We start from the raw sequence: 24,506 nt of genomic DNA on the forward strand, positions 1-24,506 counted from the left end.
ACACGACAGATTTCCCGGTTAACCGTGCGGTCACGAGCGCTCTCTAGAGTTTGGATCCGAGCTTGGATCCAAACTCGGATGCAAGGCTGGAGGCATCCACACGAGGAGTACGCATGAGCGCGCCTACCGCCCCGGGAATCCATATCGATGGACTGACGAAGACGTTCAAGGCGGGCCGGCGTGAGCTGACGGCACTCGACGGCGTCGACATCCGTTCGGATGAGGGCGAATTCGTCACCCTGCTCGGTCCGTCGGGATGTGGGAAGAGCACCGTGCTGCGCATTCTGGCCGGATTGGAACCGCAGACGTCGGGGACCGTGCTGGTGCACGGCGAGACGCCGCACGACATGCGCGGGCATCATCATCTGGGCATCGCGTTCCAGGAGTCGGCCCTGCTGCCGTGGCGTTCGGTGAGCGCGAATATCCGGCTGCCGCTCGAGGTCGCCAAGCAGCGGGTCGATGCGGCCGCCATCGGAGACCTCATCGACCTGGTCGGGCTGACCGGCTTCGAAAACGCGCGCCCGGGACAGCTTTCCGGTGGCATGCGTCAGCGGGTGGCCATCGCTCGCGCGCTGGTGGTGCGGCCGCGCGTGCTGCTGCTGGACGAGCCGTTCGGCGCGCTCGACGACATGACCCGGCAGAACCTCAACGTCGAACTGCTGCGCATCTGGACCGAGCGTCCGGCGACGACGCTCATGGTCACGCACGGGATCTCCGAGGCCGTATTCCTCTCCGACACCGTGGTCGTGATGAGCCCGCGGCCGGGCCGGGTGCGGCAGGTGGTCCACATCGACCTCCCCCGGCCGCGCACCCCGGACATGATGCGCTCGAACGCATTCCACTCCTATGTCGACCTGCTCTCCTCGATACTGTTCGGTTCCGCGGGGGCCGATGCGGTGCCCGCCGCCGTGGGAGCGGCGTCATGAGCCGTCGCGGACCGCTCGGGCTCGGTGGCTCGCTGATCATCCTCGTGGCCTGGCAGATCGTCGGCGCGACAGGCGTTCTCGGCCCCGCCGTCGCGGCACCGGTCGAGATCCTGGCGGGCATCGTGTCGGACGGGCCGGAGTTCTACGGCAGGCACCTGCCCGTCACCGTCGGCTCCGCCGCGGTGGGCTACCTGTGGGGCAACGTGGCGTCGATCTGTTGTGCCGCAGCGGTTCTGCTGGTTCCGGCGATCGAGAAGCTGGTGCTGCAGATCGGCATCGCCTCGGCGTGCGTTCCGCTGATCGCCATCGCGCCGATCCTCGCGGCCTGCTTCAACGGGCCGGTCACCGCCGCGATCATGGCCGCCGTCTCGGTGTTCTTCACGACGCTGGTCGGCACGATCAGCGGTCTGCGGCAGGCGGATCCGGCCGGTGCGGATCTGGTTCGCGCCTACGGCGGCGGCAGATATCTGATCCTGCGCAAGGTGCAGGTGCGCTATGCGCTCCCCAGCATCCTCACCGCGATGAAGATCGCCGTGCCCGCCGCGATCCTCGGCACGGTCATCGGCGAGTTCATGGGCCAGGAGGTCGGCCTGGGCGCCGCGCTGGTCGCCGCGCAGCAGTCCAGCGACGTCGTGCGCACCTGGGGCATCACGCTGGTCTCCACCGTCCTGGCCGCCGCCGGCTTCGGCCTCGTCGCGGTGGTGGAGCGCCTCACCACGCCTTGGGCCGCCACCGATTACGGAGTTCGGGCATGACCGCACCAGTCACCACTCGCCCCCGCATCCTGCGCAGCGTCGCGCGCAGCGCATTCACGGTCGCCGGCGCCGTTGTCGCCATCCTCGTCGTGTGGTCGGTCTTTCTGCGGCTGGTCGACGTGAGTTCGTTCGTCGCGAAATCTCCCGGCGACGTCTGGGACTATCTCGTCGCGGGTCCGGGCGCGGCGGCCAATCGATCCGCCATCGCGTCGGATCTGGCGCGCACCCTGCTCGACGCGTCCTTCGGGTTCGTGCTCGGACTCGCTCTCGCGGCGGCGGTGTCGCTGGTGTTCTACGTCTTCGGGTTCGTCGAGACGATGTTCACTCCCGCGGTGACGGCGCTGCACGCGATCCCGATGGTCACCGTGGCGCCCGTGCTGGTGCTGATCTTCGGCCGGGACGCGCTCGGAACCGCGATCATCGGCGCCGCGATCGTCGTGGTGCCCGCATTGCTGACGATGCTGCACGGCATTCGTTCCACGCCGAGAACCCATCTGGACATGATCGCCGCCTTCGGCGGTTCGACGAGGGCGGCGTTGTTCAAGGTGTCGCTGCCGCATGCCGTCCCGACCTGGTTCGCCGCGGCACGAGTTGCGGTGACGACCTCCGTCGTCGGGGCGCTGCTCGCGGAATGGCTGGCGACGGGCGCCGGCCTGGGCGGCCGAATGCTCAGGGCCGCCAACGAATTCGAATTCGACCGGCTGTGGTCCTCGGTGGTCGTGCTCACCGTGGTCTGCGTCGTCGTCTACCAGATCGTCGCCGTCGTCGAAGACCTCGTGCGGTCCCGCATGAGCGCCGCGTCGTGAGCGCACCGACCCCAACCAGAACATCGGAGTTTCCATGTCCGCACAGTTAGACCGCCGAAAGTTCTTGAGCCGCAGCGTCGCCGCCGGAGGTCTCGCGCTCGCCGCCCCCGCCGCGCTCGCGGCCTGCGTCTCCGGTGGAGCCGCGACCGAGGGCGACGGTTTCGGCGTGCTCTCGCAGCGGCTCGCCTGGATCAAGAACTCCCAGTTCGCAGGCAGCTTCGTCGCCGACAAGAACGGCTACTATCGCGAGGCCGGTTTCACCGGCGCCGAACTCGTCGCGGGCGGGCCGACGGCGCCTCCCATCGAATCCGATGTCCTCACCCGCACCTTCGCCGGCGTCTCGCAGGTCCCCATCGTGGGGTCGGCCGTCGCCAAGGGCGCGCCCCTGAAGATCATCGGCGCGGTCTACCGCCGGTATGCCGGGTGTGTGATGTCGATGGGCGGCAAGCCGATCCGGACCCCGGAGGATCTGTACGGCAAGACCATCGGCTGTGCCTCGTCGAGCGAACCGGTGTGGCGCAACTTCCTCGCGGCCCTGCGCCTGGACACTTCGCGCATCAATACCGTTCCGGTGCAGGGCGATCCGATCGGCATGACGGCCGGTGAGATCGACGGGTACCTGGGATTCGTCAACAGCCAGGTGGTCGACCTGCGCGCCAAGGGTTTCGACATCCACACCATGCTGCTCGCCGACGTCGGCTTCCCGCTGGTCGGCCAGACCTACATCACCACGCAGGACAACATCGACAACCGCCGCGACAAGGTGAAGGCATTCCTGAAGGCGGAGGTGCGCGGTTGGCGCGAGGTGCTGAGCGATCCGCAGCGGGCCACGGACCTCACCGTCAACGAATACGGCAAGACCCTGGACCTGAATCCCCGCAGCACCCTCGACTGCTGCCTGGCGGGCAACGAACTCATCCGCGACGGCGGCCCGGGTCAGCGGATCATCGACGTCCCGGACGACAGCGTGAGCGCGAACATCGAGTCGATCTCCGCCGGTGGACTGAAGCTCACCGCGGGCGACCTGTTCGAGCTGGGACCGATCCGGGAGGTGTTCGAGGAGAGCCCCGACCTCGCCCTGACCTGAACTGCCTGTGCCCGAACCACTTTCGCCGACGAAAGGCCACCCCGTGTCCGCACTTCCCACCCCCGATTTCGTCGTCACCGGCGCGACGGTCGTCTCGCACGACGCCCGGCGCCGGCAGGACATCGCCGTCAAGGACGGCAAGGTCGTCGCCGTCGGTGACGCCCTCGCCGTCGACGGCGTCCGATCGCTCGACGCGACGGGGTTGCTCGTCCTTCCCGGCCTCGTCGACGTCCACGTGCACCTGCGCGAACCGGGTATGACCGAGAAGGAGGACTTCGCCAGCGGCACCCGGGCCGCCGCCGCGGGCGGCGTGACGACCGTGGTCGACATGCCCAATACCAAGCCGCCGGTGGCCACCGCGGAACGCTTCCGGGAGAAGCTGGAACTGGTGCGCGACAAGGCCTTTGTAGACTTCGGTCTCTACGGCATGCTCGACCACGACAACGCCGAGGAGATCGGGGCCATGGCCGAACTCGGCGCGATGGGCTTCAAGCTGTTCATGGGCCAGACCACGGGTGACAACCGCTGCCCGAACGACGCGGCGATCTTCCGCGGCCTGGAGGCAGCCGCCGCGGCCGACCTCGTCGTCGGCGTGCACGCCGAAAACGACCACCTGCTGCGGATGTTCGGTGACCGGCTGCGTGCCTCGGGACGCAAGGATCCCCGCGCCCACCTGGAGGGCCGGCCCACCTTCGTCGAGGTGGAGGCCGTCACGAGGATCATCACGATGGCCACCGAGGCGCGCACGAAACTGCACATCCACCATCTGTCGACCGCCGCCGGCTTGCAGCGCGTCGTGGACCTACGCGCCCAGGGCCACCGGGTCACCATCGAAACTCTGGTGGCGCACCTGTTCCTCGACGAGACCGCGTACGACACCTACGGCAATCTGGTCAAGCTGAATCCACCGATCCGCCCGGCGGCGGACGTGGCGGCGCTGTGGGCCGGGATCGACCGCGGCGACGTCGACGTCATCGCCACCGACCACGCCCCGCACACCGCCGACGAGCAGGCCGAAACCGATGTGTGGCAGGCGTACGGCGGCTTCATCGGCGTCGAGACCATGCTCCCGCTGCTGCTCACCGCGGCGGCGCGGGGCCGGCTGACCGTCGAGGACATCGTGCGGCTGTGCTGCTACGCGCCGGCCCGGCGGTGGTCGATGAGCCGCAAGGGACAGATCGCACCCGGCTTCGACGCCGATTTCGTGCTCGTCGACCCGGCCGCCGATCACGTCCTCGACGCGGCCGCGCTGCATTCGAAGCACAACGTCACGCCCTACGCCGGATGGCCGCTGACCGGAGCGGTGGTCGCCACCTACCTGCGCGGCCGGCTGATCTTCGAGAAGGGGGAGGTCATCGGATCGCCCACCGGCCGTCAGGTGTCTCCCGCGCGCGACGTCGAGAGCCGGGGGTGAGGGGCCGTGCACGCTCTGGGAAGTGCGGAATCCATAGCAGCGCAGAGGATCTCGGTGCTCGACGACGAGGGGGACGGTGCCGCGACACTGCGCAATGCCGTGACACGCTGTGTGGCGGAGGTGCGCGATCTCGGTCGTTCCGCAGAGGGGGCCGAACGCGGGGCGGTCGTCGCGGGCATCGGCACCACCGCGCCGCACGCGCTGGGCGGCGCGCTGCTGTCGCAGGCCCTCACCGCGGCGGGCGTCGAACTCGCCCGGACGCTGCCCTTCCCGGAACCGTCGGCGCTCCTCGGGGATTCGTCCTGGGACCTGGCGCTGGTGCTCAGCCCCTGGAAGCAGGCGGTGGCCGGGGAACTGGCGCGGGCGACCGAATCGGCGGCGCGGACCGGTGTGGTCGATACGATCGTCCGTCGCGCGGGAGAGCCGGTGGGCGTCAATACCAATGCCTGGGCGGCCCAGGCGGCGATGGAGACCGTCCTGGGCGGACGAACCCCGGGCACGGTGCTGATCCTGGGATCCGGCGGCTCGTCGAATTCGGTCGCCCTCGGATGCCGCCGGGCCTGGCCCGGCACCCGGCTGGTCGGCAGCGCGCGCAACGCGCCGGCGCTGACCGCGTGGGCCGCGCGATTCGCCGCCGAAGCGGTGGCCCCGACGGATCTGGGGGAGTTCTTCGGTGCCGGACGCCCGCCGCTGATCGTCAACACCACCACGTGGGGTGAGACGGATGCCTCCGAATCCGAGCCCTTCGGATTCGATTTCGAGGAACTGCTCGCGCCGGGCAACTGCTACTTCGATCTGAACAACCGGGTGTCGGCGTTGCAGCATGCCGCGTTGCGCGGTGGGATGAACGTCATCTCCGGTACGTTCATGCAGCGGGTGACGAACGCGTGCCGGGCAGCCCTGCTGACAACGAGGACACCGTGACCATGACCGGGAATACCGAGGCAACTCGCCCCAGCGCACCGACCAGCGTCCGGGAGCAGGTGTATCGGTATCTGCGGCAACAGATCACGAGCGGCGAACTGGGTGGCGGCATTCGGCTGACCGAGGAACAACTCGCCGAGCAGCTGAACGTGAGCCGGACGCCGATCCGCGAGGCGCTGCAGCGCCTGACGAGCGAGGGCCTGGTCGAGCGGGTCCGGCGCGGGCAACTGGTCGTGGTCGCCGTGAGCTCCGCGGCCCGCGCCGAACTGCACGAGCTGCGGGTGGCGTTCGATCAGGTCGCCGCCAGGATGATCACGGCGAAGGCCGATTCGGTCGACTGGGCCGGGCTGTACGCGCTGCTCGACCCGCTCGGCGCCGCGCTGCGCGAGCACGGGGTCGGCAGTCCGCAGTATTCGATGGCGCACCTGGAATTTCACATGGCCATCAATCGCGCGGCGTTCACGCCGATCACCTCCTCGTTCCTGGAACGCCAGGCGTTCCTCTATCCGACCGACGACTACGTCCAGCAGCCGGGACACGAGCCGGTGTCGCAGCACCGCCGTCTGCTCGACGACCTGTCCAGCGGCGATCTCGGCCGCGCCACCGAGGCGGCCCGCGTGCACGCCCTGCGCGGTCCCGGCGACGCCGCCGCGACCTGAGTCGCCTCGGCGTTCCTCGACTGGATCATCTTGCAGCAGAAGGAGATTCATCATGCCCGGCGATGCCGTTCGCATGTTCGTCAACGGCCAGGCCATGCGCGGCGGGTCCCTCAACGACGCCCTCGTCGCGGCCCGCTACCTCGGTGCGGTACGCACGGCGCCGAAGTACCGCTTCTTCTCCTTCCGGGACGAATTTCCCGGGCTCGCCGGCGTTTCCGACGGCGGGTGGGCGGTTCCCGGGGAGATCTACGAGGTGTCCTACACCGAACTCCGCGAGAACCTGCTTCCCCGGGAACCGGCCGAACTCGAGCTGTCGGTGATAGAGCTCGAGGACGGGCACGGTTCGCTGAGCATGGTCTGCCGACGGCTGCCGCGCGTCGGCGACGGGGTACGTGAGATCACCGTCCCCGGGGGCTGGCGCGAGTACAACGCCCGGACGGCCGAGTTACCGTGAACGAAATACTCAGGGCGGGAAAGGATCCCGGTACGGCCGACCGCTATCTCTGGTGCACTCCCGACACCGTGAGCTGGGGGAGCCTCCCGGTCGCGGCGACGCCGCCGGTGCTGGTGGTGGACAGCGGCCGGACCGTCACCTTCGACACCGTGTCGCAGGAGGGGCTGATGGAGGACCAGGGCCGCGATCCCGTCGCCTACTTCGGCCGGTTCGGGACAGCGGAGCGCGACGTCCTGCCGGATGCCGTCGAACTGGCGGCCTCGGACCTGCACCCGGTGAGCACGGCCAAGGGGCCGCACATCGTGCTCGGCCCGGTGCACGTCCGCGGGGCGGAGCCCGGCGACTGGCTCCGGGTGGACTTTCTCGACCTGACTCCCCGTGTGCCGTACGGGATCATCTCGACGCGGCACGGTCGCGGCGCCCTGCCCGATCTGCTGCCTCGCCGGGACGACGGCGGCCCGATGCCGGTGTTCAGCAAGTTCTGCACACTCGACGAATCCGGTGGCCGGGCGGTGTTCGAGCACAACGGCGGCCGGTCGTCGATCGGGGTCCGGCCGTTCATGGGGTTGTGCGGTGTCACACCCGCCGGCGACGAGGAGCTGAGCACGATCCCGCCCGGGCCGTTCGGCGGAAACCTGGACATCCGCGAAATCGTCTCGGGGACAAGTCTATTCCTGCCTGTGCAGGTGGAAGGTGCCGGCTTCTACCTCGGCGACCCGCACTTCGCCCAGGGAAACGGCGAGATCGCGCTGACGGCGCTGGAAGGTTCACTGCGGGTGACCGCGCGGCTGTCGGTCGTGAAGTCCCGTCCCGGTCGGCGCGCCGAGTGGCCCTTCGTCGACACCGGCGAGCACTGGATCGTCGTCGGCCTGCACGAGAGCCTGGACGTGGCCATGACCGAATGTGCTGGGCGTGCAGTCGAATTCCTCGTCCACCACACCGGAATGACACCCGAGGAGGCATACCTGTACCTGAGCGCCGCGGGTGACTTCTCGGTGACGCAGGTGGTCGACCTGGTGAAGGGCGTGCACTGTGCGGTCCGCAAAAGCGACCTCGCTGCCTGACGCGACACCCCTCCGTTATTCCGGTGCCTGCGTCACTTCCGTCATTCCGGCGTGCTTTTGGCCGGAATCCCCCGGCGCCCGAGGCGGATCCCGGCCAAGAAGCGCGCCGGGATGACGGGTTGGAGGTGAGTGTGCCGGGATCGCGGGTTGGAAGCGAGCGTGCGGGGACGACGGGTTGGCGGTGAGTGGCGTTGCAGTACGAGTGCTGATTCGTAACAGTCTGTGGCACAACGTATCCGGGTATCGGTGACAGGAGGAGAATCATGCGCGCGAACGGGTTGGTACCCGTGCCGGGCGGCGGGCGATGGGCAGACGGCAAACCGGTGCCGGTGTTGCACAACGCACGCACGATGGACGGCAGGCAGGTAGATGTGCGCATCGCGGACGGGCGGGTGACCTCGGTGACCCCGGCCGCGGGCGGCCCGGTCGGCGAGTCGGCTCTCGATCTCACCGGTCACCTCCTGCTGCCCGCCCCCGCCGAACCGCACGCCCACCTGGACAAGGCGCTGTCGTTCGACGAGATCGCCCCGCCCATGGGCGATCTCACGGCCGCCATCGAATCGTGGGAGAACCACACCCCGCGGCTGACGGTCGACGGGATAGCCGCCCGGGCGCGCTCGGCGGCGCTGCGCATGCTGTCCAACGGAACCACCGCCGTCCGCTCGCACGTCAACCTGCTGCGTGGCGGGGATCCGCTACGCGGCGTGCGCGCGCTCGTGCGGGTGCGCGACGAACTCGCCGACATCATGACCGTCCAGCTGGTCGCTCTGACGCCGTATGCGGTGGGCGACAAGGTATTACACGAGGCGCTCGATCTCGGGGTCGATCTCGTCGGCGGGCACCCGCACCAGACGCCCGATCCGAGCGGGGATCTCCAGCGGCTGCTCGCCGTCGCGCGGCAGCGCGGCGTGGGCGTCGACATGCACACCGACGAACAACTGAACCCGGGCATGCTCACGCTCGAGGACCTGGCCCGCACGGTTCGTGAGTGGCCCGCCCCGCGATCGGTCACCGCAAGCCACTGCGTGAGCCTGGGGATGACCGATCCCGGCACTCGCGCCCGGGTGATAGACGCCGTGCGGGCCGCCGATCTGGGGATCGTCACCCTCCCGATCACCAATCTCTTCCTGCAGGGCCGCGGCCACCCGACGGCGACCCCGCGCGGACTCACCGCGGTCCGCGCACTCCTCGACGCCGGCGTGCGGGTCGCGGGCGGCGCCGACAACCTGCGCGACCCGTACAACCCGATGGGCCGCGGCGACGCCCTGGAGACCGCCATGCTGCTGGTCACGGCGGCCCACCTGACCCCGCGCGAGGCCTACCACGCGGTCAGCGAGGCCGCCCGGGACGTCATGTCGCTACCCCGGGCCGGTGTCGAACCGGGAGCGCGGGCCGACCTGCTCGCCATCGCGGCGACGAACCTCGAGGACGCCGTCGCGACCGCACCCGCCGATCGGTACGTCCTGCGGCACGGAAAACTGGTATCCGTCGGCCGATCACACCGATCCCTCGCCCTGCCGAGCCCTACCGGGCCGGGCGCCGGTGCCGGTCCGGCGGCTGGAGCAGCCGAGCACACTGGTTCGAACGTCGCGCGACGTCGCTGAGTGCGCCGGTTCGAGCGTCGTGCAGCGCTGTGGAGCGCAGTCCGAAGGCCATGCGGCACCGCTGAGTTCCCCGCTCGACGCCCTCTGGGCCGGTACCGTCAACCGTCGAACTCTTCGAGGACACCGCCGTCTGCGCCCGGCGACGCGCCGCCCGCCGCGAACTCAGCGACCTGCGGCGGTGAGCCGGTAGTCCGCCTCGAGCAGCATCCACCCGCTCAGCTGCACCGAGAGGTCGCGGCTCAGGTTCGCCGACGAACCGCCGGACGAAAGCGTCAGCGGCGGAACGATTCCCGGGTGGGCCGGCACCGTGACGGCGCGGGTCCAGTCCATGCCGAACAGGGGGAGACCGTCCACCTCCGCACGGTTGTCCCAGGCCGCCCGCGCGGAGGCGTGCACGATATTCGCGGCCAAGGTGTCGCCCGAGGACAGTGCGGCCTCGGCGAGATACCTGGCGAGGATGCCCATGAACAGACCGGAATCATCCCCGGCGGCCCCGGCGATCACCCCCGCGTTCGTGAGGCGGTTACCGGTCGCGGCGACGAGTGCCGACACGCGGCCGCGATGGCTCGACTCGCCTGTGCGCATTGCCAATTCGGTCTCCAGCCCGATGACGACGCCCTGGCTGTAGGTGTGCACGGTCCGGTCCATTCGTCCGCCGGGCTCGTGGACGCCGTCGAGGATCAGGCCGCTGCCGGTGTCGCGTAATCGGGTGTGCAGGAAGTCGGCGAGGTGCCGGGCGCGGGACAGTTCGCCCAAGCGCGCCATCGCGATGCCGGTCGGGCCGATGGCGGGGGTGTTGTAGAAATCGTCGCCGTGCCGCCACGGCACCGCGCCGACCTCAGGATTCCATCCGCCGATCAGGGCAGCCCGCAGGTCCCCGACGGCGTCGCCGAACCGGACGCCGAGCAGCCGGTCGGCGCGTTCGAGAGCCAGTGCCAGCCACGCCATATCGTCGTAGTACCGGTTGGTCCAGCCGGTGAGATTGCGCGCCCGGATGCCGCGGGCGAGGGCAGCGACCCGGTCGATGCGCTCGGGGGTGCGGGCGCGGTGGGCGGCGTCCACGGCACAATCGAGCAGGTGGGCCTGCCACCAGTAGCACCATCGCAGGAACGACTGGTCGAACAGGGACGCCGGCCAGACGAGCGTGCCCAGCCGCGTCCCCGGCTGGGCCCAGGGCATGCGCACATGTCGCCGCACGATCGCCCGTTCCGCTAGGTCGGCACGCTTCCCGAGCTCCTCGGGGCCGGTCGGCGCCTTCGGCGTGATCGTTCCCGCCTGCGTCGGCTGCCCGATGGCGGTGAGTGCGATCGAGGCTCCGGCCGCCAGCAGCACGCCGCGCCGGCTGATTCCCTTGTTCCGGCGATCCATCCGCTCGGGCTCCCTTGCTGCGCAACGATCACCGGAGCCGAAAACGTGCCGTTACATTCTGTCTCGTAGCGGCCGCCCCGGCGTGGCGCCGAACCTGCTCGCCCTCGTCGCGGACCTCGAAGGACGCATGGTGACAGTTCAGCAGGCCGCCATGTAATGCCGCTGTACGAGCGGTTGACCGACTATGATCACGAGTAAGCGGACCGGTGAATGCCTGCGCCGCCGCGCATTCGGCGTCGGCGCCGGCGCTCGATATTCGTTGGCAGAGTTCGGCAGGCGGGACGACCGTGACGCACGAAGGAGAGTAGGGATGGCTGAGGTCCTGGTCGCGGAGATTCGGTCGGATGGCCACCCCCGGTCGGGACAGCGGGACCGATCGAGCGAGAACTTCTCCCTGGCCACCGTCCCGGAGGGGTCGCGGGAGCTTCTCTGGCGGACCGAACCCGATACCGGGGCGATCAGGTTCAGCGTGATGTCGGATGTCCGGGGCAACTACGACCAGCGTGTGCTGTCGAATATCGCCTCCGGGTCGAGAACGGCCGTCCCGCGCGAGCGGCAATCCCTGACCCGCCGCGGTTTCTACATCGCCGCCCCGTCCGGCCCGGTGGAAGACGGATTCGTCGTGAAGGTGTACGCCCTGGTTCCCTGATCCGGCGCGCTCCGCGTGGGCGGGTCCCGCGCCGGTTCCTCCGCCCTTCGTGGTATCGCGCGGGCGCAGGTACCCGACCGCGTACTGCGCGTCGGCTGTTGATCCGCATTCCGATCGGAGAAGGCGATTGCCTTTCCCTCCGAGGCGGGTCGTCCGGACCTGAATCAGCCTGCTGCACATGGCATTCCCCGTGCGGTGGCGCGTCGATCGGCGGATCGCGGCACTCATCGAGGGGAAGGCGCAAGAGGCAGGTCGAGTAGTCGCCTACGCGTGCTCGGGCGGCCGATCGCGACGAGCATTCGACAGTGCGGAAACGATCCGTGCCGGGCATGTGTGCGGGGGCAACTCCCGGAATCGACATCCACGGCACCGGTTGCCGGCTGTCTCGCAAAGGCGGAGAAATGAAGAAGTACGCAGTGCAACCCGGCGACACGCTCTCGGGGATAGCGCATCGCGAGTACGGAGACGGTGGTCTGTTTCCTGCGATCGCGCGTCAGAACCATCTCCCCGACCCGGATTCGATCGATGTCGGACAGGAACTCCTGATCCCCTACATCACCAGGCGGCACCTCGCCGCCACCACCGATAGCCCGGCGGCGCGCAAGCAGATCACCCAGCGCTACTACGGCACCGAGGACACCGAGGTCCAGCTGATCTGGGAGACCGTCAGCGGCGTGGCGCAACGCGAGATACAGCCGGGCGCGTGGTTGCACATGCCGGAACTGGCCGACGTCGGTCACCATACGGTGATCGAGGGGGAGACCCTCGCCGGCCTGGCCGCCCGCTGGTACGGCGACGATCACCTCGCCCTGCTGATCCAGCTGGCGAACCACCTGCCCGCGGGCGCCGAACCGGCCCCCGGCCGAGTGCTCATCCGCCCCGGCCTCAACCGCCGCCGCACCGTCGCGGGCGACACCCTGCGGACCCTGTGCAGCGAGGAGTACGGCCCCGCGGATCCGGACACCCGGATCGGGGTGGCGGCTGCGGCGAACTACGTCGATCGCCCCGACACGCTCTTCTCCGGCCAGGTGCTCCACTTCCCCTCGTGATTTCGGTAGCGGCGCCGCCGGTGGAGCACCCACTACGCCCGCACGTCCGCGCCGCGATCTGTGCGGCGATCGGCGCTGCCGCCGACTCGCTACGCCTCCAAGCCGTGCGAGACCGCGCAGCGTCCCATATTCTGCTCGGCACGATCCACGTCGACGCCGGGGATGTGGACGCCGGACTCGAGGCGATTCTGAAGGGTGCCGAGAACGAGACGGCAAACGGGTCGACACGGCTGTCCGGACAACTGCAGAGCGCCCGCACGCTCATTCACGTCCGGGCTCCAGGATCCGCCGCCGCGAGAACGATCGACGCCCGCATAGAGGAACTGCAACTGATCTGACCCCCGCCGCGCGGCACTCGACGTCGAACTCCAGGAGGAACTGGGTGTGTGCGCGAAGGTCGTCGGGCCGATCGGCGTGGTCGAACACTGATAGGTGGATGACGACCTGGCGACACATCACGGGTCGCGGTCGATTCGGCGCCCCGGACCGGTTGAATTCCGCTGCGCCCCTGCGTAGTCCAGCGCGCTCGAACCTGCACGGGCAGCACGACGCGGCTGGACGGCTGACTGTCAGGAAGTCTGGGCGGAGTTGTGCGAGAGGCGAAAAGCATTGGTTCCTGGTCGGTGCCGTTCAGATCCGGGATCGGCCGGTGGGCCTGGGCGACCCAGTGGGATCAGCAGGTCGAAGGTCTGCCGGCGTCGGTGAGCGGCTTGCCGGGGCGACGGCGTCCGCTCGGCCGGAACGGGCAGGTGCGGCTTGCTGATCCGAGCGCGATCCTGCGGTAACGCCTGAAACATAGCAACGCTAGACAAGCTAGCGAACGAGTGTTACCGTTGCTTTATATTCTAGCGCAGCTAGTATTCAGGAGAGGGAAGCCGAAATGCTCGTTGTCACCGGCCAGATCGTTGCCGCCGTCGCCGTTCTCGCCAATGCCGTCGTCTATGGCACCGATGTCTGCGCGGCCGTGATCTTCCGGTCCGTATACCGCAAGCTCGATGATGCGACCGTGACCGTGAGTGCGGGATGGGGTCACTATTACGGCGATAAACGTATGCCGGTGATCGGTGCGGGCGGTCTGGTCGCCGCAGTGCTCACGTTGCTGATCGCGCTGTGGGCCGGGCAGATCGGCGCCGCAATCGCGGCGGGGACCACGGTGGCGGCGCTGCTGACCTGGCTCGCCTTCTACGTCCGCATCGCCAAGCCGATCAATTCCCAGCAGACCGCCGCTGCGCAGAGCGGCATCATTCCGGCCGATGCCCGTGCGCTGCAGGACAAGTGGGACAGCATTCTGAAGTACCGGATCACCCTGCAGTTCATTGCCGTTGCCGGACTGTGCGCCGCGCTGATCCTGTTCTGAACTTCCGGCTGATTCGCCGGGGGCACACCTGATATCGAATTCACCGAGGAGTAACCGACATGACCTTCACCATCAATGAACAGCGGTTTCTGGCAGAGGCCGGGATCGGTCGGCTGGCCACGATGTCGCCCGACGGAGTTGTGCAGAACAACCCGACCAGCTATCGCGTGAACGCCGACGGCACGATCGACATCGGGGGTATACGGATGCGTACCACTCGAAAGTACCGCAACGTCGAGGCGGGCAGCCGGGTGTCGTTCGTCGTCGACCAACAGGTTTCCTTGGAACCCTATGTGATTCGCGGCATCGAGGTACGCGGCACGGCCGAGGCGCTCGAGGACGAGGAGCCACCGTTCCAACCCCAGGAACGCGCGGTCATCCGAATTCACCCCGAACGGATCATCTCCTGGGGCATCGATGGCGGATCCTTCGACTTCACCAGTCGCGGCGCCGAGTAGTCGGGCATCCCTCCCTTCTTTCGTGGGCGATCCGATCGTTCCTGCGCTTCCGAAGTGGCGGTACTGATCCGACCGCCCGTGACGCGGACGCGGTAGAAGATCCCAACGTTCTGATGCTCGACTCCCGCACGGGCGACAGCTGCCGGGATCACCCTGGAATCCACGCCCAGCAGGCGTTCGACGACCCCTTCGTAGCCGGTCTCCTCGTGCAGCTCCCGGGTCACCGCATCGAAGGGGTCTTCTGTGTGCTCGACCCCACCATCCGGAAGCGTCCAGGTGGTCTCGCCGCCTTCGGCCACATGGCGAGCAAGCAACACCCGGCCCTGTTCGAAGCAGACGCCATACGCCGCGATCCTGAAACTCACCCACTGAACCTTATCCCGGACGCTCGAATCGCCAGGCGAGGCAGAAGTCTGCGGCCGCAAGCGGTCGAGGATGTCGTCGATGTCTTCGACGGTGTGGCCGTGGTCATTTCGGAAGCTGGGCTTCGATTCCGTCGAGGATGATCTTCAGGCCGAGGGCGAACGATTCGTCGAAATCGGAGTACTCGAGCTGGGCGTGGGCGGACAGCGTCGGGTAGTCGCCGGCCTGCTGCTCGATGTGTGCTCGGGCGTCGCGGCGCAACTCGCGTTCGTCGTCGGGATCGCTGATCGTGGTTCGCCAGACGTTTTCGGAGGCGACGAACCCGTTGACGTAGTAGCTCAGGGCGGCCACGGCCGCCAGCAGCGGCGGCCCGGTGAGTCCGGCCCGGCCGAGCGCGGTGTAGAAGCGTTCGGAGCGGGCGAGAGCGTTGGGTCCGAGCAGCGGGCGAGTGCCGGTCAGGGCCGGGACCCAGGGGTGTCGCCGCATGACCTCGCGGCTTTGTGACAGCTGTCGGGCGAGGAAGTCCCGCCAGGAATTCCCGGCGGTGTCGGTTTCGGTGTCCGGCGGGTCCAGGTCGATTTCGGCGATCGCGGCGTCCAGAGCGAGGTCGAGCACGTCTTCCTTGGTGGCCACGTAGGCGTACAGCGACATCGTGCCGGCGTTCAGCCGGGCGGCCAACCGGCGCATGGAGAATCCGCCCACCCCCTCGGCGTCCAGCAGATCCACCGCGGCGGCGACGATTCGTTCCCGCGACAGCCGGGGCTTGCGGGCAGGTCCCTGGTCGCGCAGCCAGACGGCGCGAGGTGGCGGCGGCATCCCGGCACTTCCTTCGTGCACTGTACGAAAAAACGTACAGATAGCTTAACCGTGAGAACCGGCCGGGCCGTACGAGCTGTGCAAGGAGACGACGATGACTACGCCCGAGATGACTACGCCCGAACAGGAATGGATGCGCGACTACGCGCTGCTGGCACTGCGCCTCGATCGGCAGGTGACCGGTGACACCGGGGGAACCGTGCTCATCTATCAGGGGCCGCGGCAGTGGAGCGAGCAGGTCGCCGCCGAAATGCCGGTCCCGGCCGGGAAACTGGCCGACGACGCCGACAGCCTGTTGGAAACGCTTCCCTTCGAGCCGCCGCGCTCCCGTTATCTGGCCGCGCAGATCCGGGCGATGCGCGCGGTGGCACGGCAGGGGAACGGCGAGGAGAAGCCGCTGGCCGACTACGCCCGCGAGTGCCTGGGGATGACGGTGGGCTGGGTGCCGGAGACGCGGTTCGAGCACGCGCACGACCGGCTCGACACCGCCCTGCCCGCGGGTGGCGGATCGCTGACCGATCGGCTGCACGCCTGGCAGGCCGCGCACACCCTGCCCGCGGACCGGGTGCGGCGACACCTGCCGTCGATGGTCGACGAAGCCGTCACCGAGGCGCGCGCCCGCACCGATTCCACCATCATCCCGCTACCACCGGACGAGGTCGTCGACTGCATGCTGGTGACCGGTACGCACTTCTGGGGCGCGGGAGCCTACGAGGGCGGGCGGAAGTCGACCCTGCACATCAACACCGACATCCCGTTCAACCTCGCCGACCTGCTGTATCTGGTCGCCCACGAGTGCCATCCCGGACACATCGCCGAGGCGGTGCTCAAACAGATCCACCTCGTCGAGCAGCAAGGTCGCCTCGACCAGCAGGTGCGGTTCATGGTGTCGCCGTCGTTCGCCCTCGGCGAGGGCCTGGGCCTGCACGCCGAGTCCATCATCTTCCCCGGTGACGAGGCGCAAGCCTGGCTGACCGGCAATATCCTTGCCGCCGAAGGCATTCCGTCCGACGGCAGCGACTTCGCCACCATTCACGACGTCAAGAACGTGCTGTGGGGTGTCTGGGCCAACGCGGCCTTCCTGGCGGCCGAGGGCCGCCCCGACTCCGAACTGGCCGCCTACCTGACACGATGGGCGCTGTACAGCGAGGACGAGGTCGCCGCCGCTTTCGGCTCGATACGGGCACCGGGCATGGCCGTGTACCTGCTCGGCTACTACCACGGCTGGCGCCTCCTGCGCACCTGGCTGGACACCCCGGACCGCTCCCTGCGAGTCCGCCGCCTGCTCACCGAGCAGCTACTCCCCGCCGACCTGGAAGCCGGGACGACATAACGCGCCCGTCGGCGTGTCCGCACCACGCGAGGGGCCGATGGATCGCCCAGCGGCATGTGCGGACGTTGCGGTTCGGCGGACCGGGGACTGTCCGGCAGATGGCGCCGGACAGTCCCGTGACCCCGAGGAGGGCTCAGCGTTTGAGCGTGAAGGTGAAGTCGCTGGAGCGCTTGCCGCTCAGCCGGATTGCCGAAACAAGTTTCCCTTCTTCGATCAGTCTCTCGACCTCGGCTCGCGAAAGACCGAAACCCGCAGCGATCAGTCGCACCGGCCGGACAGGGATCCGTGCCTCGAAGCGGACCGAGACGTCGATCGCCTCGTGGTCCAGGTGATCCGATCCGCCGGTGTCGAGGCGCCAGGCGTTGTCCCAGTCGAGGGCGATGCGAGCACGGTGCTGCACGACCGGGTCCTGGAGCAGCTCAGCTGTCAGGGCAGGGTCGTTGTCGTGCAGCCGGTCCAGCAGCTCAGGTCGTACGGAACACACATTCACCCGCTCCAGGACCGTGAACTTTGCAGTGTCGCCGCAAGCGGTACAGCGTGCGAGGAGCCAGACGTCGATGAGCTTGTGGTGTGCGTTGACGCGAAATTTGCCGCTTGCCCGGAAACGCTCGGACGCGCACGCGTGGCACCGGCGGCGAACCAGCGGCAGGCAGGTGGGCACGACCACCCAGTTTGTGAGCATAGAAGTACACCCGTTTCAGTGAGAAGTCCGCAGCGAAAACAGCGCGACGCACATGCGCGACGCGCGACGAATCACTGCTCGGGAGGTCTCACAGGGTGTACAACGGCACATCCTCGACTGGACGACTTGGATCGGCAGTACGGTAATGGCGCACAGCGACGCTGCGCCACCGGTTTTCGAGCGCCTCACCGCCAGGCTCCATCCGGCGGAACATGGACGAAGCCAGAGCCGGACCGCGGCTACGGTGACCGAGCCGTGGAAGACGTAGGCCCCCGGCTCGTCGTATCGGTGGCCGCCCCTCGGTACCCCGATGGGTATCATCGGCTGCGATGTATTGCTCACTTGACCGACAGTCGGTGGGTGGCCAGGAGGGGACCGGAAACGCTGTGGCTGCTGATGGTGGATGATTCGGCGCGGCGGGTGCTCGAGGGGCGGGCGGCGATCGCGCACCTGGTCCCCACACCGTGGAACCGGGAGAGGTTTCTGGAGGCGTTGGGGGACTGGCGGGGGCGGCCGATTCGGCTGATGCCGATCGAGTCGGTCGATATGCCCGGCGTGTGGGGGCCGGCGCGCGGGACTCCGTGCGGGTTGTGGCTGGATACCGACGTGTCCGATGTGATCGCGTATGCGGCGGGAACGACGGATTTCCATGTCGATCAGATCATCGCGCACGAGGCCGGGCACATGGTGCTCGATCACGACGCGGGGTCGGACGGCCTGACGGGCTTACAGCAGCTCTTACCGGATATCGACCCGGATACGATCCGGCGGGTGCTGGGCCGCTCGGATTTCGCCGACTACCAGGAGGACGAGGCCGAACTCTTCGCGGATCTGCTGCTGTCGAGCACGTCGCGGTGGCGGGCGAGCCGGCCGATGCGGTCGTTCTGGGGAGACTCGTGACGTCCTCCGCGCCGGCGCCGGTCGCCTGGGGGATCCTCGTGTTCTGCCTGGTGGCGGCGGTGCTGCGGTTGTGGTGGCTGCCGGGCCGGGCGCGGTCGAGCGAACGGCTGGTCACCTACGGGTTGCTGCTCGGGACGGCGTCGGGGCTGCTGCGGGAGCGGGCGGTGCAGGACGGGCTCGCCGACCTGGGCCTCTTGTCGGTCGGATTCACTCGGCAGCTCTCGACGGTGGTGATGGTCCTGACGTTCGCGCCGCTGTGCCTGCTGGCGATCTCGTGGTCGGAGCGCTGGTCGATGCGGCAGGGCGCCCTCTGGCGCCCGGTGTGGGCGAGCGCGTACGCGTCGGGCCTGGCGATGGTGGCCGTCGGCACGCACGCCCGGTCGCTGGGGCAGTACATCGATCGCACCGAAGGCTGGCAGACCCCGGTCTATTTCGCGTTCTTCTCCGTGTGGTGCGGTGCGACCGGCGCGTTGATGTTGTTCACGAGCGTCAGGGAGTTGCGGGCGGGGGAGCTGCGTCCGACGCATCGCCTGACCTACCTGATGATCTCGATAGTCGGCGCGTGGGCGCTGGAGGAAGCGGTATCGATCTTCGTGAGTGCGATGTGCGCGTCGACCGGCACCGGCCGCGGGTTCGTCGAATTCCGTTTCCAGGCAAACGAAAACAACTACATCTACCTCCTCGCCTGCGGCGCGGTGGTCGCGGCGGCCGGCGTCGTCGCCGAATCCGCGCGCCGGCTGCGGATCGATCCGGCCTCGCGGGCCGTGCGCCGGCTCGCGCCCATGTGGGAGGCCCTGGTCGAGGCGTGCCCGGAGATCCCGCGACCCGCGCGCTCGGACACACCGGCGGATCCGCGCCGGCGCGTGCATCGGATGACCGTCGAGATCCGCGACGCGCTACTGGTTCTCGGCCGCTATGCCGAGCCCACCCCCGACGGCACGGCGGGCGCGGAGGCGGTACAGATCGTCCGGGCGTTGCGGCGCAAGCGATCCGGTGCGCCGCCCGGACAATACCTGCGGTTGCAGGCGTCCGCGCCGGGCCGCGACGTACTCGACGAAACACGAGCACTGCGCAGGATCGCCGCCCACTGGCACGATGCGCAGCGCTACCCGGAAGCCATTCCCGCACTGGACGGAGACAGCGCACGATGACCCCGACGACACCGACCTCGACGACACCGACCACGGACCGGATCCGAGCCGCCGACCGGGTGCTGCCGCATCCGCCGTATCGGCTACCGATCCTCGGCGACGTCTGGGACCTGCACGTCACCGATTCGAGCCAGTGGGGGATGCGCGGCGCGCAGAAGTACGGAGACATCTACGAGCGCAACATCTTCGGCGCCCGGGTGACCTACGTGAGTTCGCCCGAACTGCTGCGCGAGATCAACGACGACCGGAAGTGGGCGAAGTTCCTCGGCGTCCCGATCCGCGACCTGCGCTCGGTGGTCCGCGACGGGTTGTTCACCGCGCACAACAGCGAGCCGAACTGGGCGAAGGCGCACGCGATCCTGGCGCCGTCGTTCACCGCGGCCGCCATGAAGACCTACCACGACACCATGCGGGCCTGCGTCGGCGAACTGATCGACCATTGGGCGGGGCGGGGCGGCGAGTGGATCGATATTCCCGGTGATACCAACAAGGTTGCTCTGGAGGTCATCGGGCGCACCGGATTCGGTTACGGCTTCGACTCTTTCGCGCGCACCGACGAGCACCCGATCGTGGCGGCGATGCTGCGGATACTCACCTACGTCAATCGGTCGGCGTACTCGCATCCGCTGGTGGAACGCACCGTGTTCCGCAAGGAGCGCGCCCGGCATCGCGCCGATATCGAGTTCGTCAACCGGGAAGTGGACGCCGTCATCGCGCAGCGGCAGCGCGCAGGCGCCGGCGAGCACGGCGACCTGCTGGACCGCATGCTGACGGCGGACGATCCGGAGACCGGTCAGCGCCTGGACGCGCGGAACATCCGGCACCAGATCCTGACCTTCCTCGCCGCCGGGCACGAGACCTCGGCCGGGGTACTGGCGTTCGCGCTGCACTATCTGTCGGTCGACCCCGAGATCGCCGAGCGGGCCCGGCGGGAGATCGACGAGGTGTGGACGGGTGACGAGCTGGAGTTCGGCCAGGTGGCCAAGCTGCGCTACGTCCGCCGCATCGTCGACGAATCGCTGCGCCTGTGGCCTACGGCGCCGGGCTATTTCCGCAAGGCCCGCGAGGACACCGTGCTGGGCGGCAAGTACCCCTTCGAGCAGGGGGAGTGGGTGTTCATCGTGCTGCTGCAACTGCATCGCCACCGGCTGTGGGGTGCGGATCCCGAGCGGTTCGACCCCGATCGTTTTCTGCCCGAACGCGTCCGGTCCCGGCACCCCGAGCTGTACCGGCCGTTCGGGGTGGGGATGCGCGCCTGCATCGGCCGCCAGTTCGCCTACCACGAGATCGTGCTCGTGCTGGCCACCATCCTGCGCAACTACGACCTGATTCCCGATCCGGACTACCGGCTGACGGTCAAGGAGACGATCACCTTGAAGCCGGACCGGTTGCGCCTGAAGGTATCTCGACGCGGCTAGCGATCGGTATCGGAATCCGTTCGGGCGCCGAGCGATTCGGTCAGCGACTGCCGGTCGGCGGTGCCGGGGCGGCCGCGCAGGCGGACTCGCTGTACACCGGCATCCCGCAGTGCCCGAAGCAGATCCAACTGGCTGTAGGCGTCGACGACCCGGGGCGCGTCTCCCGGGTCGGTCAGGTACCACGGCGCCTGACTGAAGTATTCGGCGAGCGAGACCAATAACGTATGCGGCGGCGCACTCTCGGTGCCGTCGCGCACCGCTGCCAGCCGGGCGGCCGACACCTCGATACCCTGATCCTCGAGTGCGGCGGCGACGAACTCGACGGTGAGTTCGTCCTCACCGGGGCCGTGCAGAGCGCGGAAGAGGAGGTCGACGCGCTGCGCCGGGGACAGTCTCATGTGCTTGCCTCCGCGAGTCTGGTCTCGAACCTCGTCCTCGTCGACTCGTCGATGTCCGGGCGCATCCCTGCCAACCACCGCCGATACAGTCCTTCCTCTTCGTCGTCGCGGGCCGGGTCGAGCGGCCGGTCCAGGAACGGGCCCAGCACCGTCATCAATGGTCCCAGCGCGCCGCCCTGCCGGCGGTTCGACTCCAGCAGCTGGGTGACGAACCGCGCGTACAGCGGCTGGACGGCGGTGTGCAGCCGGTCGGCCGCGGCCCGCATGGCGGGGCTCTCGGCTTCGGCGAGGTCGCCGATCTCCTGGGCGGCCACGATCAGCGCGGTGATGGTCTCGACGTCGGCGAACACGCCCGGCGGGCCGACGGCGATCCCGGACCGGTGCGGCAGTTCGGTGGGGTTGCCCGCGGCGAAGTAGACGTTCTCCGCCGACCCCGCCGCCCAGTCCAGCCCGGCGTTGAGCTTCCGCAGCGTCTTCGAGGTGAGTCCCTGCGCCTCGGCGCGTTCGATCTTCAGCATCGTCGGTTCGGTGGGCCCGCCGCGCAGATGCACCTGGCGCCGCGACCGGTGCAGCTTCGCCATCCGCGCGGCTACCGCATCGGCCAGCCGCGCCGCAGGGGCGTTATCCATCCAGACACCTTAGGGAGGACGACCAGTAACAGATACCATTTTCATAGTAATACGAAAATCTGCAACCTGGTGATCGATCGTAGTACAGGGAAGTAGCTGCTGGACACCGTAGGAGAACTGTCCGGTGCGTACTAGGCACTTGATCTTCGGCGAAATTTTCGTATGATTTTCGTACACGCCGGGTGGTCGACTGCGAAGGGGGCAGCCGACCACCCGGTGTCCGTTTTGTCGGTATCGGGCCGCCGGTTCCGGTCAGCGCACGGTGATGCGGACCCGCCCGAGGTTGTGCACGGTGGCGTACGGGGTGTTCGGGTCGCCGTCGCGCTGGGCGGTGGCGCGGAGTTCGGGGAAGTAGGTGCCGGGGGTGTCGTAGGTGACCGTGTGCGTCGCCTCGAGGGTGTCGGCCGGCGGGCCCGGCAGTGGTTCGGTGACGAATTCGCCTGTGCCGGTGGGGTTCCAGTCGGTGCGCACGATCGGTCCCGTGCCCGGTGGGGTCCGGATCGTGGCGTGCAGGGTGACGGATGTTCCGGCGGGTACCTCGAGATGGTCGGTGCCATCGGCGGTCAGGTCGACGACCGGTTGGATGCCGTGACGCTCGTCGGCCGCGGCGGGGACGGTGATCTGATTGTCGTGCACCTGATAGTTGGTGGAAGGCGCCGGGGGACTTCCGGTTTCGGCCCAGGCGCTGACGTCGCGGAGCGCCTGCTGGAGGATGCCGGTGTAGTCGACGAGCCGGTCGGTGCGGCCGGGGGCGATGTGGTCGGCGTTGTCGTTGTACCAGAGGCGGAAACTGTCGTCGGCAGTGCCGCCGAGTGCGTGCCGGACCCGGCCGCGATACCAGTCGCCGTCCCAGGGAAAGGCATCGCTGTCGAGCAGGTTGCAGACCGCGATGACCTTGCCGTTGATGTGGCCGGTGTGGGTGCCGCCGCCCGAGACCGCGGTGGAGATGGCCGGCCCCATCGGGATGGGACGCTGCGGGTGGAGCGGTTGTCCGTCGGGGCCGCGGTACTGGTCGAAGGCGGCGAATCCCGGTGTGGGCGGCACTTGGTGGCGCGGATAGGCGGTCAATGCCAGTGGCCAGCGGTTGTCGATGCGCACGGTGGCGCCGGCGTCGAGGGATTGCAGGACTTCGGGCGCGGTGCCCGGCGTGAGGGTGATGGTGCGGGTGGCCGGATCGACTGTGCCCGAGACGGTTCCGCCGGTGGCGCCGTCGGGCGCGGACAGCGCGATATCCAGCGGCGTGCTCCTCGGGTTGGCGGGCGCGGCGTCCAGGAGCAGTCGCGTCGGGTTGTCTTGTGCGTCGCGCTCGACCTGGGTGACGGTGGCGAGCTGGTCGACGCGGGCGGCCCGGAAGAGATCACCCAGCGGCGACGGGTCGGTGCCGAGATAGCCCGGCTTGCTCCAGAAGTCGTCGGCATAGCCGGGATCGATGGTGCGCACCTGATCGCCGAATCCGAGGAGCCCGTAGGCTTGCGAGTCGGTCAGGCCCAGGACGTAGGGGTAGTCCTCCCAGGACCGCAGGGGCACACCCATATTCGTCACCTCGGTCAGCACCGCGCGTTCGGTGTCGTCGAGGTCGGCGTACGGGTCGCCGCTGCCGCCGGGAGCCACGGCGTCCGCGATCTGGGTGGCCTTGTCCTGCAGGACGAGTCGGGCCAGCGCCCGGATGAAGAAGTTGCTGGGAATCGACGTCGGGACGCCGACGATATAGGGGACCGCGCCGTCCCAGACCCCGGTGCTGTTCTCGGCGGCGCCGAGGGTCTGGTAGGAGCCGCCGCTGCCGCCCCAGACGTAGCCGTAGATTCGTCCGGTCCAGCCGTAGTGGTCGGCGGCCACCCGCTCGGCGAACTTGGCCGCGGCCGCGTCGGCCCGGAATCCGCTGCCGCCGTTGGTCTGTACGGTATAGGCGCCGCTGTCCGCGCCGAAGGCGACGTCGTCGCCGGTCGGATTCTCGTCGGTCAACGGATAGACGTGCTGGAAGAATCGGCCCTGGAACTGCTGTTTCGGGGGGAGGGCGATGGTGAACCTCTTGTCGGTCCCCTGAAAATGCCCGGATACCCGGTGATGTGGCACGGGGTCGGGCCGGTCCTCCGCGCGGTCGATCACCGGATCGGCGTACTCGAGGTCGAGGCAGTCGGCCGTGATCCACAGCGGGGCGCAGATCTCCGGTGGTTGGGCTGCCGCCGGAGCGGCCGGCAGGGACATCGCGCCGAGTGCCGTGGCCAATCCGCCGGTGAGGAGT

The 24,506-nt window shown here is 68.7% G+C and carries 26 protein-coding genes; 19 read left to right on the forward strand and 7 right to left on the reverse strand.

The genetic code is table 11. The features are described 5' to 3' along the window. Positions 1-113: 113 nt before the first annotated feature. From D892_RS0118745 to D892_RS0118790, 10 genes are all read left to right on the forward strand, one after another. Positions 114-926, forward strand: coding sequence for an ABC transporter ATP-binding protein (locus D892_RS0118745; protein ID WP_024802726.1), 813 nt, complete (start codon positions 114-116; stop codon positions 924-926). Beyond that, entirely contained in the window at positions 923-1,681 is a 759-nt protein-coding gene (locus D892_RS0118750; RefSeq protein ID WP_024802727.1) for an ABC transporter permease, read from the forward strand. Before D892_RS0118745 ends, D892_RS0118750 begins: the two co-directional genes overlap by 4 nt. Further along, complete coding sequence (locus D892_RS0118755; RefSeq protein WP_024802728.1) at positions 1,678-2,487, forward strand: ABC transporter permease; 810 nt, start codon at positions 1,678-1,680, stop codon at positions 2,485-2,487. Before D892_RS0118750 ends, D892_RS0118755 begins: the two co-directional genes overlap by 4 nt. Positions 2,488-2,521: 34 nt before the next feature. Next, positions 2,522-3,574: an ABC transporter substrate-binding protein gene (locus D892_RS0118760; protein ID WP_024802729.1), complete on the forward strand. Its 1,053-nt coding sequence runs from the start codon at positions 2,522-2,524 to the stop codon at positions 3,572-3,574. 43 nt (positions 3,575-3,617) lie between these two features. Beyond that, positions 3,618-4,988, forward strand: a complete 1,371-nt coding sequence (gene allB, locus D892_RS0118765) for an allantoinase AllB (RefSeq protein WP_024802730.1) — start codon at positions 3,618-3,620, stop codon at positions 4,986-4,988. 54 nt (positions 4,989-5,042) lie between these two features. Continuing rightward, positions 5,043-5,912 carry a hypothetical protein gene (locus D892_RS0118770; RefSeq protein ID WP_024802731.1) on the forward strand — a complete coding sequence of 290 codons (870 nt, stop codon included), beginning with the start codon at positions 5,043-5,045 and terminating at the stop codon, positions 5,910-5,912. 2 nt (positions 5,913-5,914) lie between these two features. Next, positions 5,915-6,571, forward strand: coding sequence for a GntR family transcriptional regulator (locus tag D892_RS0118775; protein ID WP_036567222.1), 657 nt, complete (start codon positions 5,915-5,917; stop codon positions 6,569-6,571). A gap of 52 nt (positions 6,572-6,623) precedes the next feature. Continuing rightward, complete coding sequence (locus tag D892_RS0118780) at positions 6,624-7,025, forward strand: gamma-glutamylcyclotransferase (protein ID WP_024802733.1); 402 nt, start codon at positions 6,624-6,626, stop codon at positions 7,023-7,025. Further along, entirely contained in the window at positions 7,022-8,089 is a 1,068-nt protein-coding gene (locus tag D892_RS0118785) for an acetamidase/formamidase family protein (protein ID WP_232236112.1), read from the forward strand. The genes D892_RS0118780 and D892_RS0118785 overlap by 4 nt, the downstream gene beginning before the upstream one ends. Before the next feature lie 263 nt (positions 8,090-8,352). Beyond that, positions 8,353-9,693 carry an amidohydrolase family protein gene (locus tag D892_RS0118790; protein ID WP_024802735.1) on the forward strand — a complete coding sequence of 447 codons (1,341 nt, stop codon included), beginning with the start codon at positions 8,353-8,355 and terminating at the stop codon, positions 9,691-9,693. Between the two features lie 162 nt (positions 9,694-9,855). On the opposite strand, the gene D892_RS0118795 is transcribed toward D892_RS0118790, so the two are convergent. Next, the gene (locus D892_RS0118795; protein WP_024802736.1) at positions 9,856-11,061 is read right to left on the reverse strand and encodes a glycoside hydrolase family 76 protein; all 1,206 of its coding nucleotides are present in this window, start codon (positions 11,059-11,061) and stop codon (positions 9,856-9,858) included. 310 nt (positions 11,062-11,371) lie between these two features. Here D892_RS0118795 and D892_RS0118800 point away from each other — a divergent pair, with 310 nt between their 5' ends. The 5 genes from D892_RS0118800 (at position 11,372) to D892_RS0118820 (ending at position 14,574) form a co-directional block, all read left to right on the forward strand. Next, on the forward strand, positions 11,372-11,710 hold the full coding sequence (locus D892_RS0118800; RefSeq protein WP_024802737.1) for a hypothetical protein: 339 nt from the start codon (positions 11,372-11,374) through the stop codon (positions 11,708-11,710). Positions 11,711-12,111: 401 nt separating this feature from the next. After that, positions 12,112-12,759 (forward strand): LysM peptidoglycan-binding domain-containing protein, encoded by a 648-nt coding sequence (locus D892_RS0118805; RefSeq protein ID WP_024802738.1) that lies wholly within the window; start codon positions 12,112-12,114, stop codon positions 12,757-12,759. After that, on the forward strand, positions 12,756-13,097 hold the full coding sequence (locus tag D892_RS0118810) for a hypothetical protein (protein ID WP_156959568.1): 342 nt from the start codon (positions 12,756-12,758) through the stop codon (positions 13,095-13,097). Before D892_RS0118805 ends, D892_RS0118810 begins: the two co-directional genes overlap by 4 nt. Positions 13,098-13,639: 542 nt before the next feature. Continuing rightward, on the forward strand, positions 13,640-14,116 hold the full coding sequence (locus D892_RS0118815; RefSeq protein ID WP_024802740.1) for a hypothetical protein: 477 nt from the start codon (positions 13,640-13,642) through the stop codon (positions 14,114-14,116). 59 nt (positions 14,117-14,175) lie between these two features. Beyond that, entirely contained in the window at positions 14,176-14,574 is a 399-nt protein-coding gene (locus D892_RS0118820; RefSeq protein ID WP_024802741.1) for a PPOX class F420-dependent oxidoreductase, read from the forward strand. Here the strand turns inward: D892_RS0118820 and D892_RS45280 are convergent. Continuing rightward, positions 14,502-14,939: an NUDIX hydrolase gene (locus D892_RS45280; RefSeq protein WP_084161119.1), complete on the reverse strand. Its 438-nt coding sequence runs from the start codon at positions 14,937-14,939 to the stop codon at positions 14,502-14,504. The genes D892_RS0118820 and D892_RS45280 overlap by 73 nt on opposite strands. Before the next feature lie 103 nt (positions 14,940-15,042). Beyond that, the gene (locus D892_RS0118825) at positions 15,043-15,753 is read right to left on the reverse strand and encodes a TetR/AcrR family transcriptional regulator (protein WP_024802742.1); all 711 of its coding nucleotides are present in this window, start codon (positions 15,751-15,753) and stop codon (positions 15,043-15,045) included. Positions 15,754-15,847: 94 nt separating this feature from the next. Between D892_RS0118825 and D892_RS0118830 the strand changes: the two genes are divergently transcribed. Beyond that, entirely contained in the window at positions 15,848-17,086 is a 1,239-nt protein-coding gene (locus D892_RS0118830) for a hypothetical protein (RefSeq protein ID WP_198036926.1), read from the forward strand. A gap of 133 nt (positions 17,087-17,219) precedes the next feature. On the opposite strand, the gene D892_RS0118835 is transcribed toward D892_RS0118830, so the two are convergent. After that, positions 17,220-17,753, reverse strand: a complete 534-nt coding sequence (locus tag D892_RS0118835; RefSeq protein WP_232236113.1) for a DUF1062 domain-containing protein — start codon at positions 17,751-17,753, stop codon at positions 17,220-17,222. 375 nt (positions 17,754-18,128) lie between these two features. Here D892_RS0118835 and D892_RS0118840 point away from each other — a divergent pair, with 375 nt between their 5' ends. Genes D892_RS0118840 through D892_RS0118850 form a run of 3 tightly spaced genes read left to right on the forward strand, consistent with a single transcriptional unit; the run spans position 18,129 to position 21,237 of the window. Further along, entirely contained in the window at positions 18,129-18,668 is a 540-nt protein-coding gene (locus tag D892_RS0118840; protein ID WP_232236114.1) for a hypothetical protein, read from the forward strand. Next, positions 18,665-19,819: an MAB_1171c family putative transporter gene (locus tag D892_RS0118845; protein ID WP_156959569.1), complete on the forward strand. Its 1,155-nt coding sequence runs from the start codon at positions 18,665-18,667 to the stop codon at positions 19,817-19,819. Before D892_RS0118840 ends, D892_RS0118845 begins: the two co-directional genes overlap by 4 nt. After that, positions 19,816-21,237 (forward strand): cytochrome P450, encoded by a 1,422-nt coding sequence (locus D892_RS0118850; RefSeq protein WP_024802747.1) that lies wholly within the window; start codon positions 19,816-19,818, stop codon positions 21,235-21,237. The genes D892_RS0118845 and D892_RS0118850 overlap by 4 nt, the downstream gene beginning before the upstream one ends. Here D892_RS0118850 and D892_RS0118855 read toward each other — a convergent pair. The 3 genes from D892_RS0118855 to D892_RS0118865 all read right to left on the reverse strand — a co-directional run bounded on the left by D892_RS0118855 (position 21,234) and on the right by D892_RS0118865 (position 24,469). Continuing rightward, positions 21,234-21,635, reverse strand: a complete 402-nt coding sequence (locus D892_RS0118855; RefSeq protein ID WP_024802748.1) for a hypothetical protein — start codon at positions 21,633-21,635, stop codon at positions 21,234-21,236. The two genes, D892_RS0118850 and D892_RS0118855, sit on opposite strands and share 4 nt — an antisense overlap. Further along, positions 21,632-22,264 carry a hypothetical protein gene (locus tag D892_RS0118860; RefSeq protein ID WP_024802749.1) on the reverse strand — a complete coding sequence of 211 codons (633 nt, stop codon included), beginning with the start codon at positions 22,262-22,264 and terminating at the stop codon, positions 21,632-21,634. Before D892_RS0118860 ends, D892_RS0118855 begins: the two co-directional genes overlap by 4 nt. A gap of 252 nt (positions 22,265-22,516) precedes the next feature. Next, on the reverse strand, positions 22,517-24,469 hold the full coding sequence (locus D892_RS0118865) for a hypothetical protein (RefSeq protein WP_051499779.1): 1,953 nt from the start codon (positions 24,467-24,469) through the stop codon (positions 22,517-22,519). Positions 24,470-24,506 lie beyond the last annotated feature (37 nt).

Source organism: Nocardia sp. BMG51109, from assembly GCF_000526215.1.
Classification (GTDB): domain Bacteria; phylum Actinomycetota; class Actinomycetes; order Mycobacteriales; family Mycobacteriaceae; genus Nocardia.

Excerpts from the sequence above, each read along its gene's own strand:
- D892_RS0118760 (WP_024802729.1), top strand. The coding sequence starts at position 2,522 with ATGTCCGCACAGTTAGACCGCCGAAAGTTCTTGAGCCGCAGCGTCGCC.
- D892_RS0118780 (WP_024802733.1), top strand. The coding sequence starts at position 6,624 with ATGCCCGGCGATGCCGTTCGCATGTTCGTCAACGGCCAGGCCATGCGC.
- D892_RS0118830 (WP_198036926.1), top strand. The coding sequence starts at position 15,848 with ATGACTACGCCCGAGATGACTACGCCCGAACAGGAATGGATGCGCGAC.
- D892_RS0118805 (WP_024802738.1), top strand. The coding sequence starts at position 12,112 with ATGAAGAAGTACGCAGTGCAACCCGGCGACACGCTCTCGGGGATAGCG.
- D892_RS0118800 (WP_024802737.1), top strand. The coding sequence starts at position 11,372 with ATGGCTGAGGTCCTGGTCGCGGAGATTCGGTCGGATGGCCACCCCCGG.
- D892_RS0118745 (WP_024802726.1), top strand. The coding sequence starts at position 114 with ATGAGCGCGCCTACCGCCCCGGGAATCCATATCGATGGACTGACGAAG.
- D892_RS0118865 (WP_051499779.1), bottom strand. The coding sequence starts at position 24,469 with ATGTCCCTGCCGGCCGCTCCGGCGGCAGCCCAACCACCGGAGATCTGC.
- D892_RS0118860 (WP_024802749.1), bottom strand. The coding sequence starts at position 22,264 with ATGGATAACGCCCCTGCGGCGCGGCTGGCCGATGCGGTAGCCGCGCGG.
- D892_RS0118755 (WP_024802728.1), top strand. The coding sequence starts at position 1,678 with ATGACCGCACCAGTCACCACTCGCCCCCGCATCCTGCGCAGCGTCGCG.
- D892_RS0118775 (WP_036567222.1), top strand. The coding sequence starts at position 5,915 with ATGACCGGGAATACCGAGGCAACTCGCCCCAGCGCACCGACCAGCGTC.
- D892_RS0118795 (WP_024802736.1), bottom strand. The coding sequence starts at position 11,061 with ATGGATCGCCGGAACAAGGGAATCAGCCGGCGCGGCGTGCTGCTGGCG.
- D892_RS0118790 (WP_024802735.1), top strand. The coding sequence starts at position 8,353 with ATGCGCGCGAACGGGTTGGTACCCGTGCCGGGCGGCGGGCGATGGGCA.
- D892_RS0118850 (WP_024802747.1), top strand. The coding sequence starts at position 19,816 with ATGACCCCGACGACACCGACCTCGACGACACCGACCACGGACCGGATC.
- D892_RS0118825 (WP_024802742.1), bottom strand. The coding sequence starts at position 15,753 with ATGCCGCCGCCACCTCGCGCCGTCTGGCTGCGCGACCAGGGACCTGCC.
- D892_RS0118815 (WP_024802740.1), top strand. The coding sequence starts at position 13,640 with ATGCTCGTTGTCACCGGCCAGATCGTTGCCGCCGTCGCCGTTCTCGCC.
- D892_RS0118855 (WP_024802748.1), bottom strand. The coding sequence starts at position 21,635 with ATGAGACTGTCCCCGGCGCAGCGCGTCGACCTCCTCTTCCGCGCTCTG.
- D892_RS0118820 (WP_024802741.1), top strand. The coding sequence starts at position 14,176 with ATGACCTTCACCATCAATGAACAGCGGTTTCTGGCAGAGGCCGGGATC.
- D892_RS0118750 (WP_024802727.1), top strand. The coding sequence starts at position 923 with ATGAGCCGTCGCGGACCGCTCGGGCTCGGTGGCTCGCTGATCATCCTC.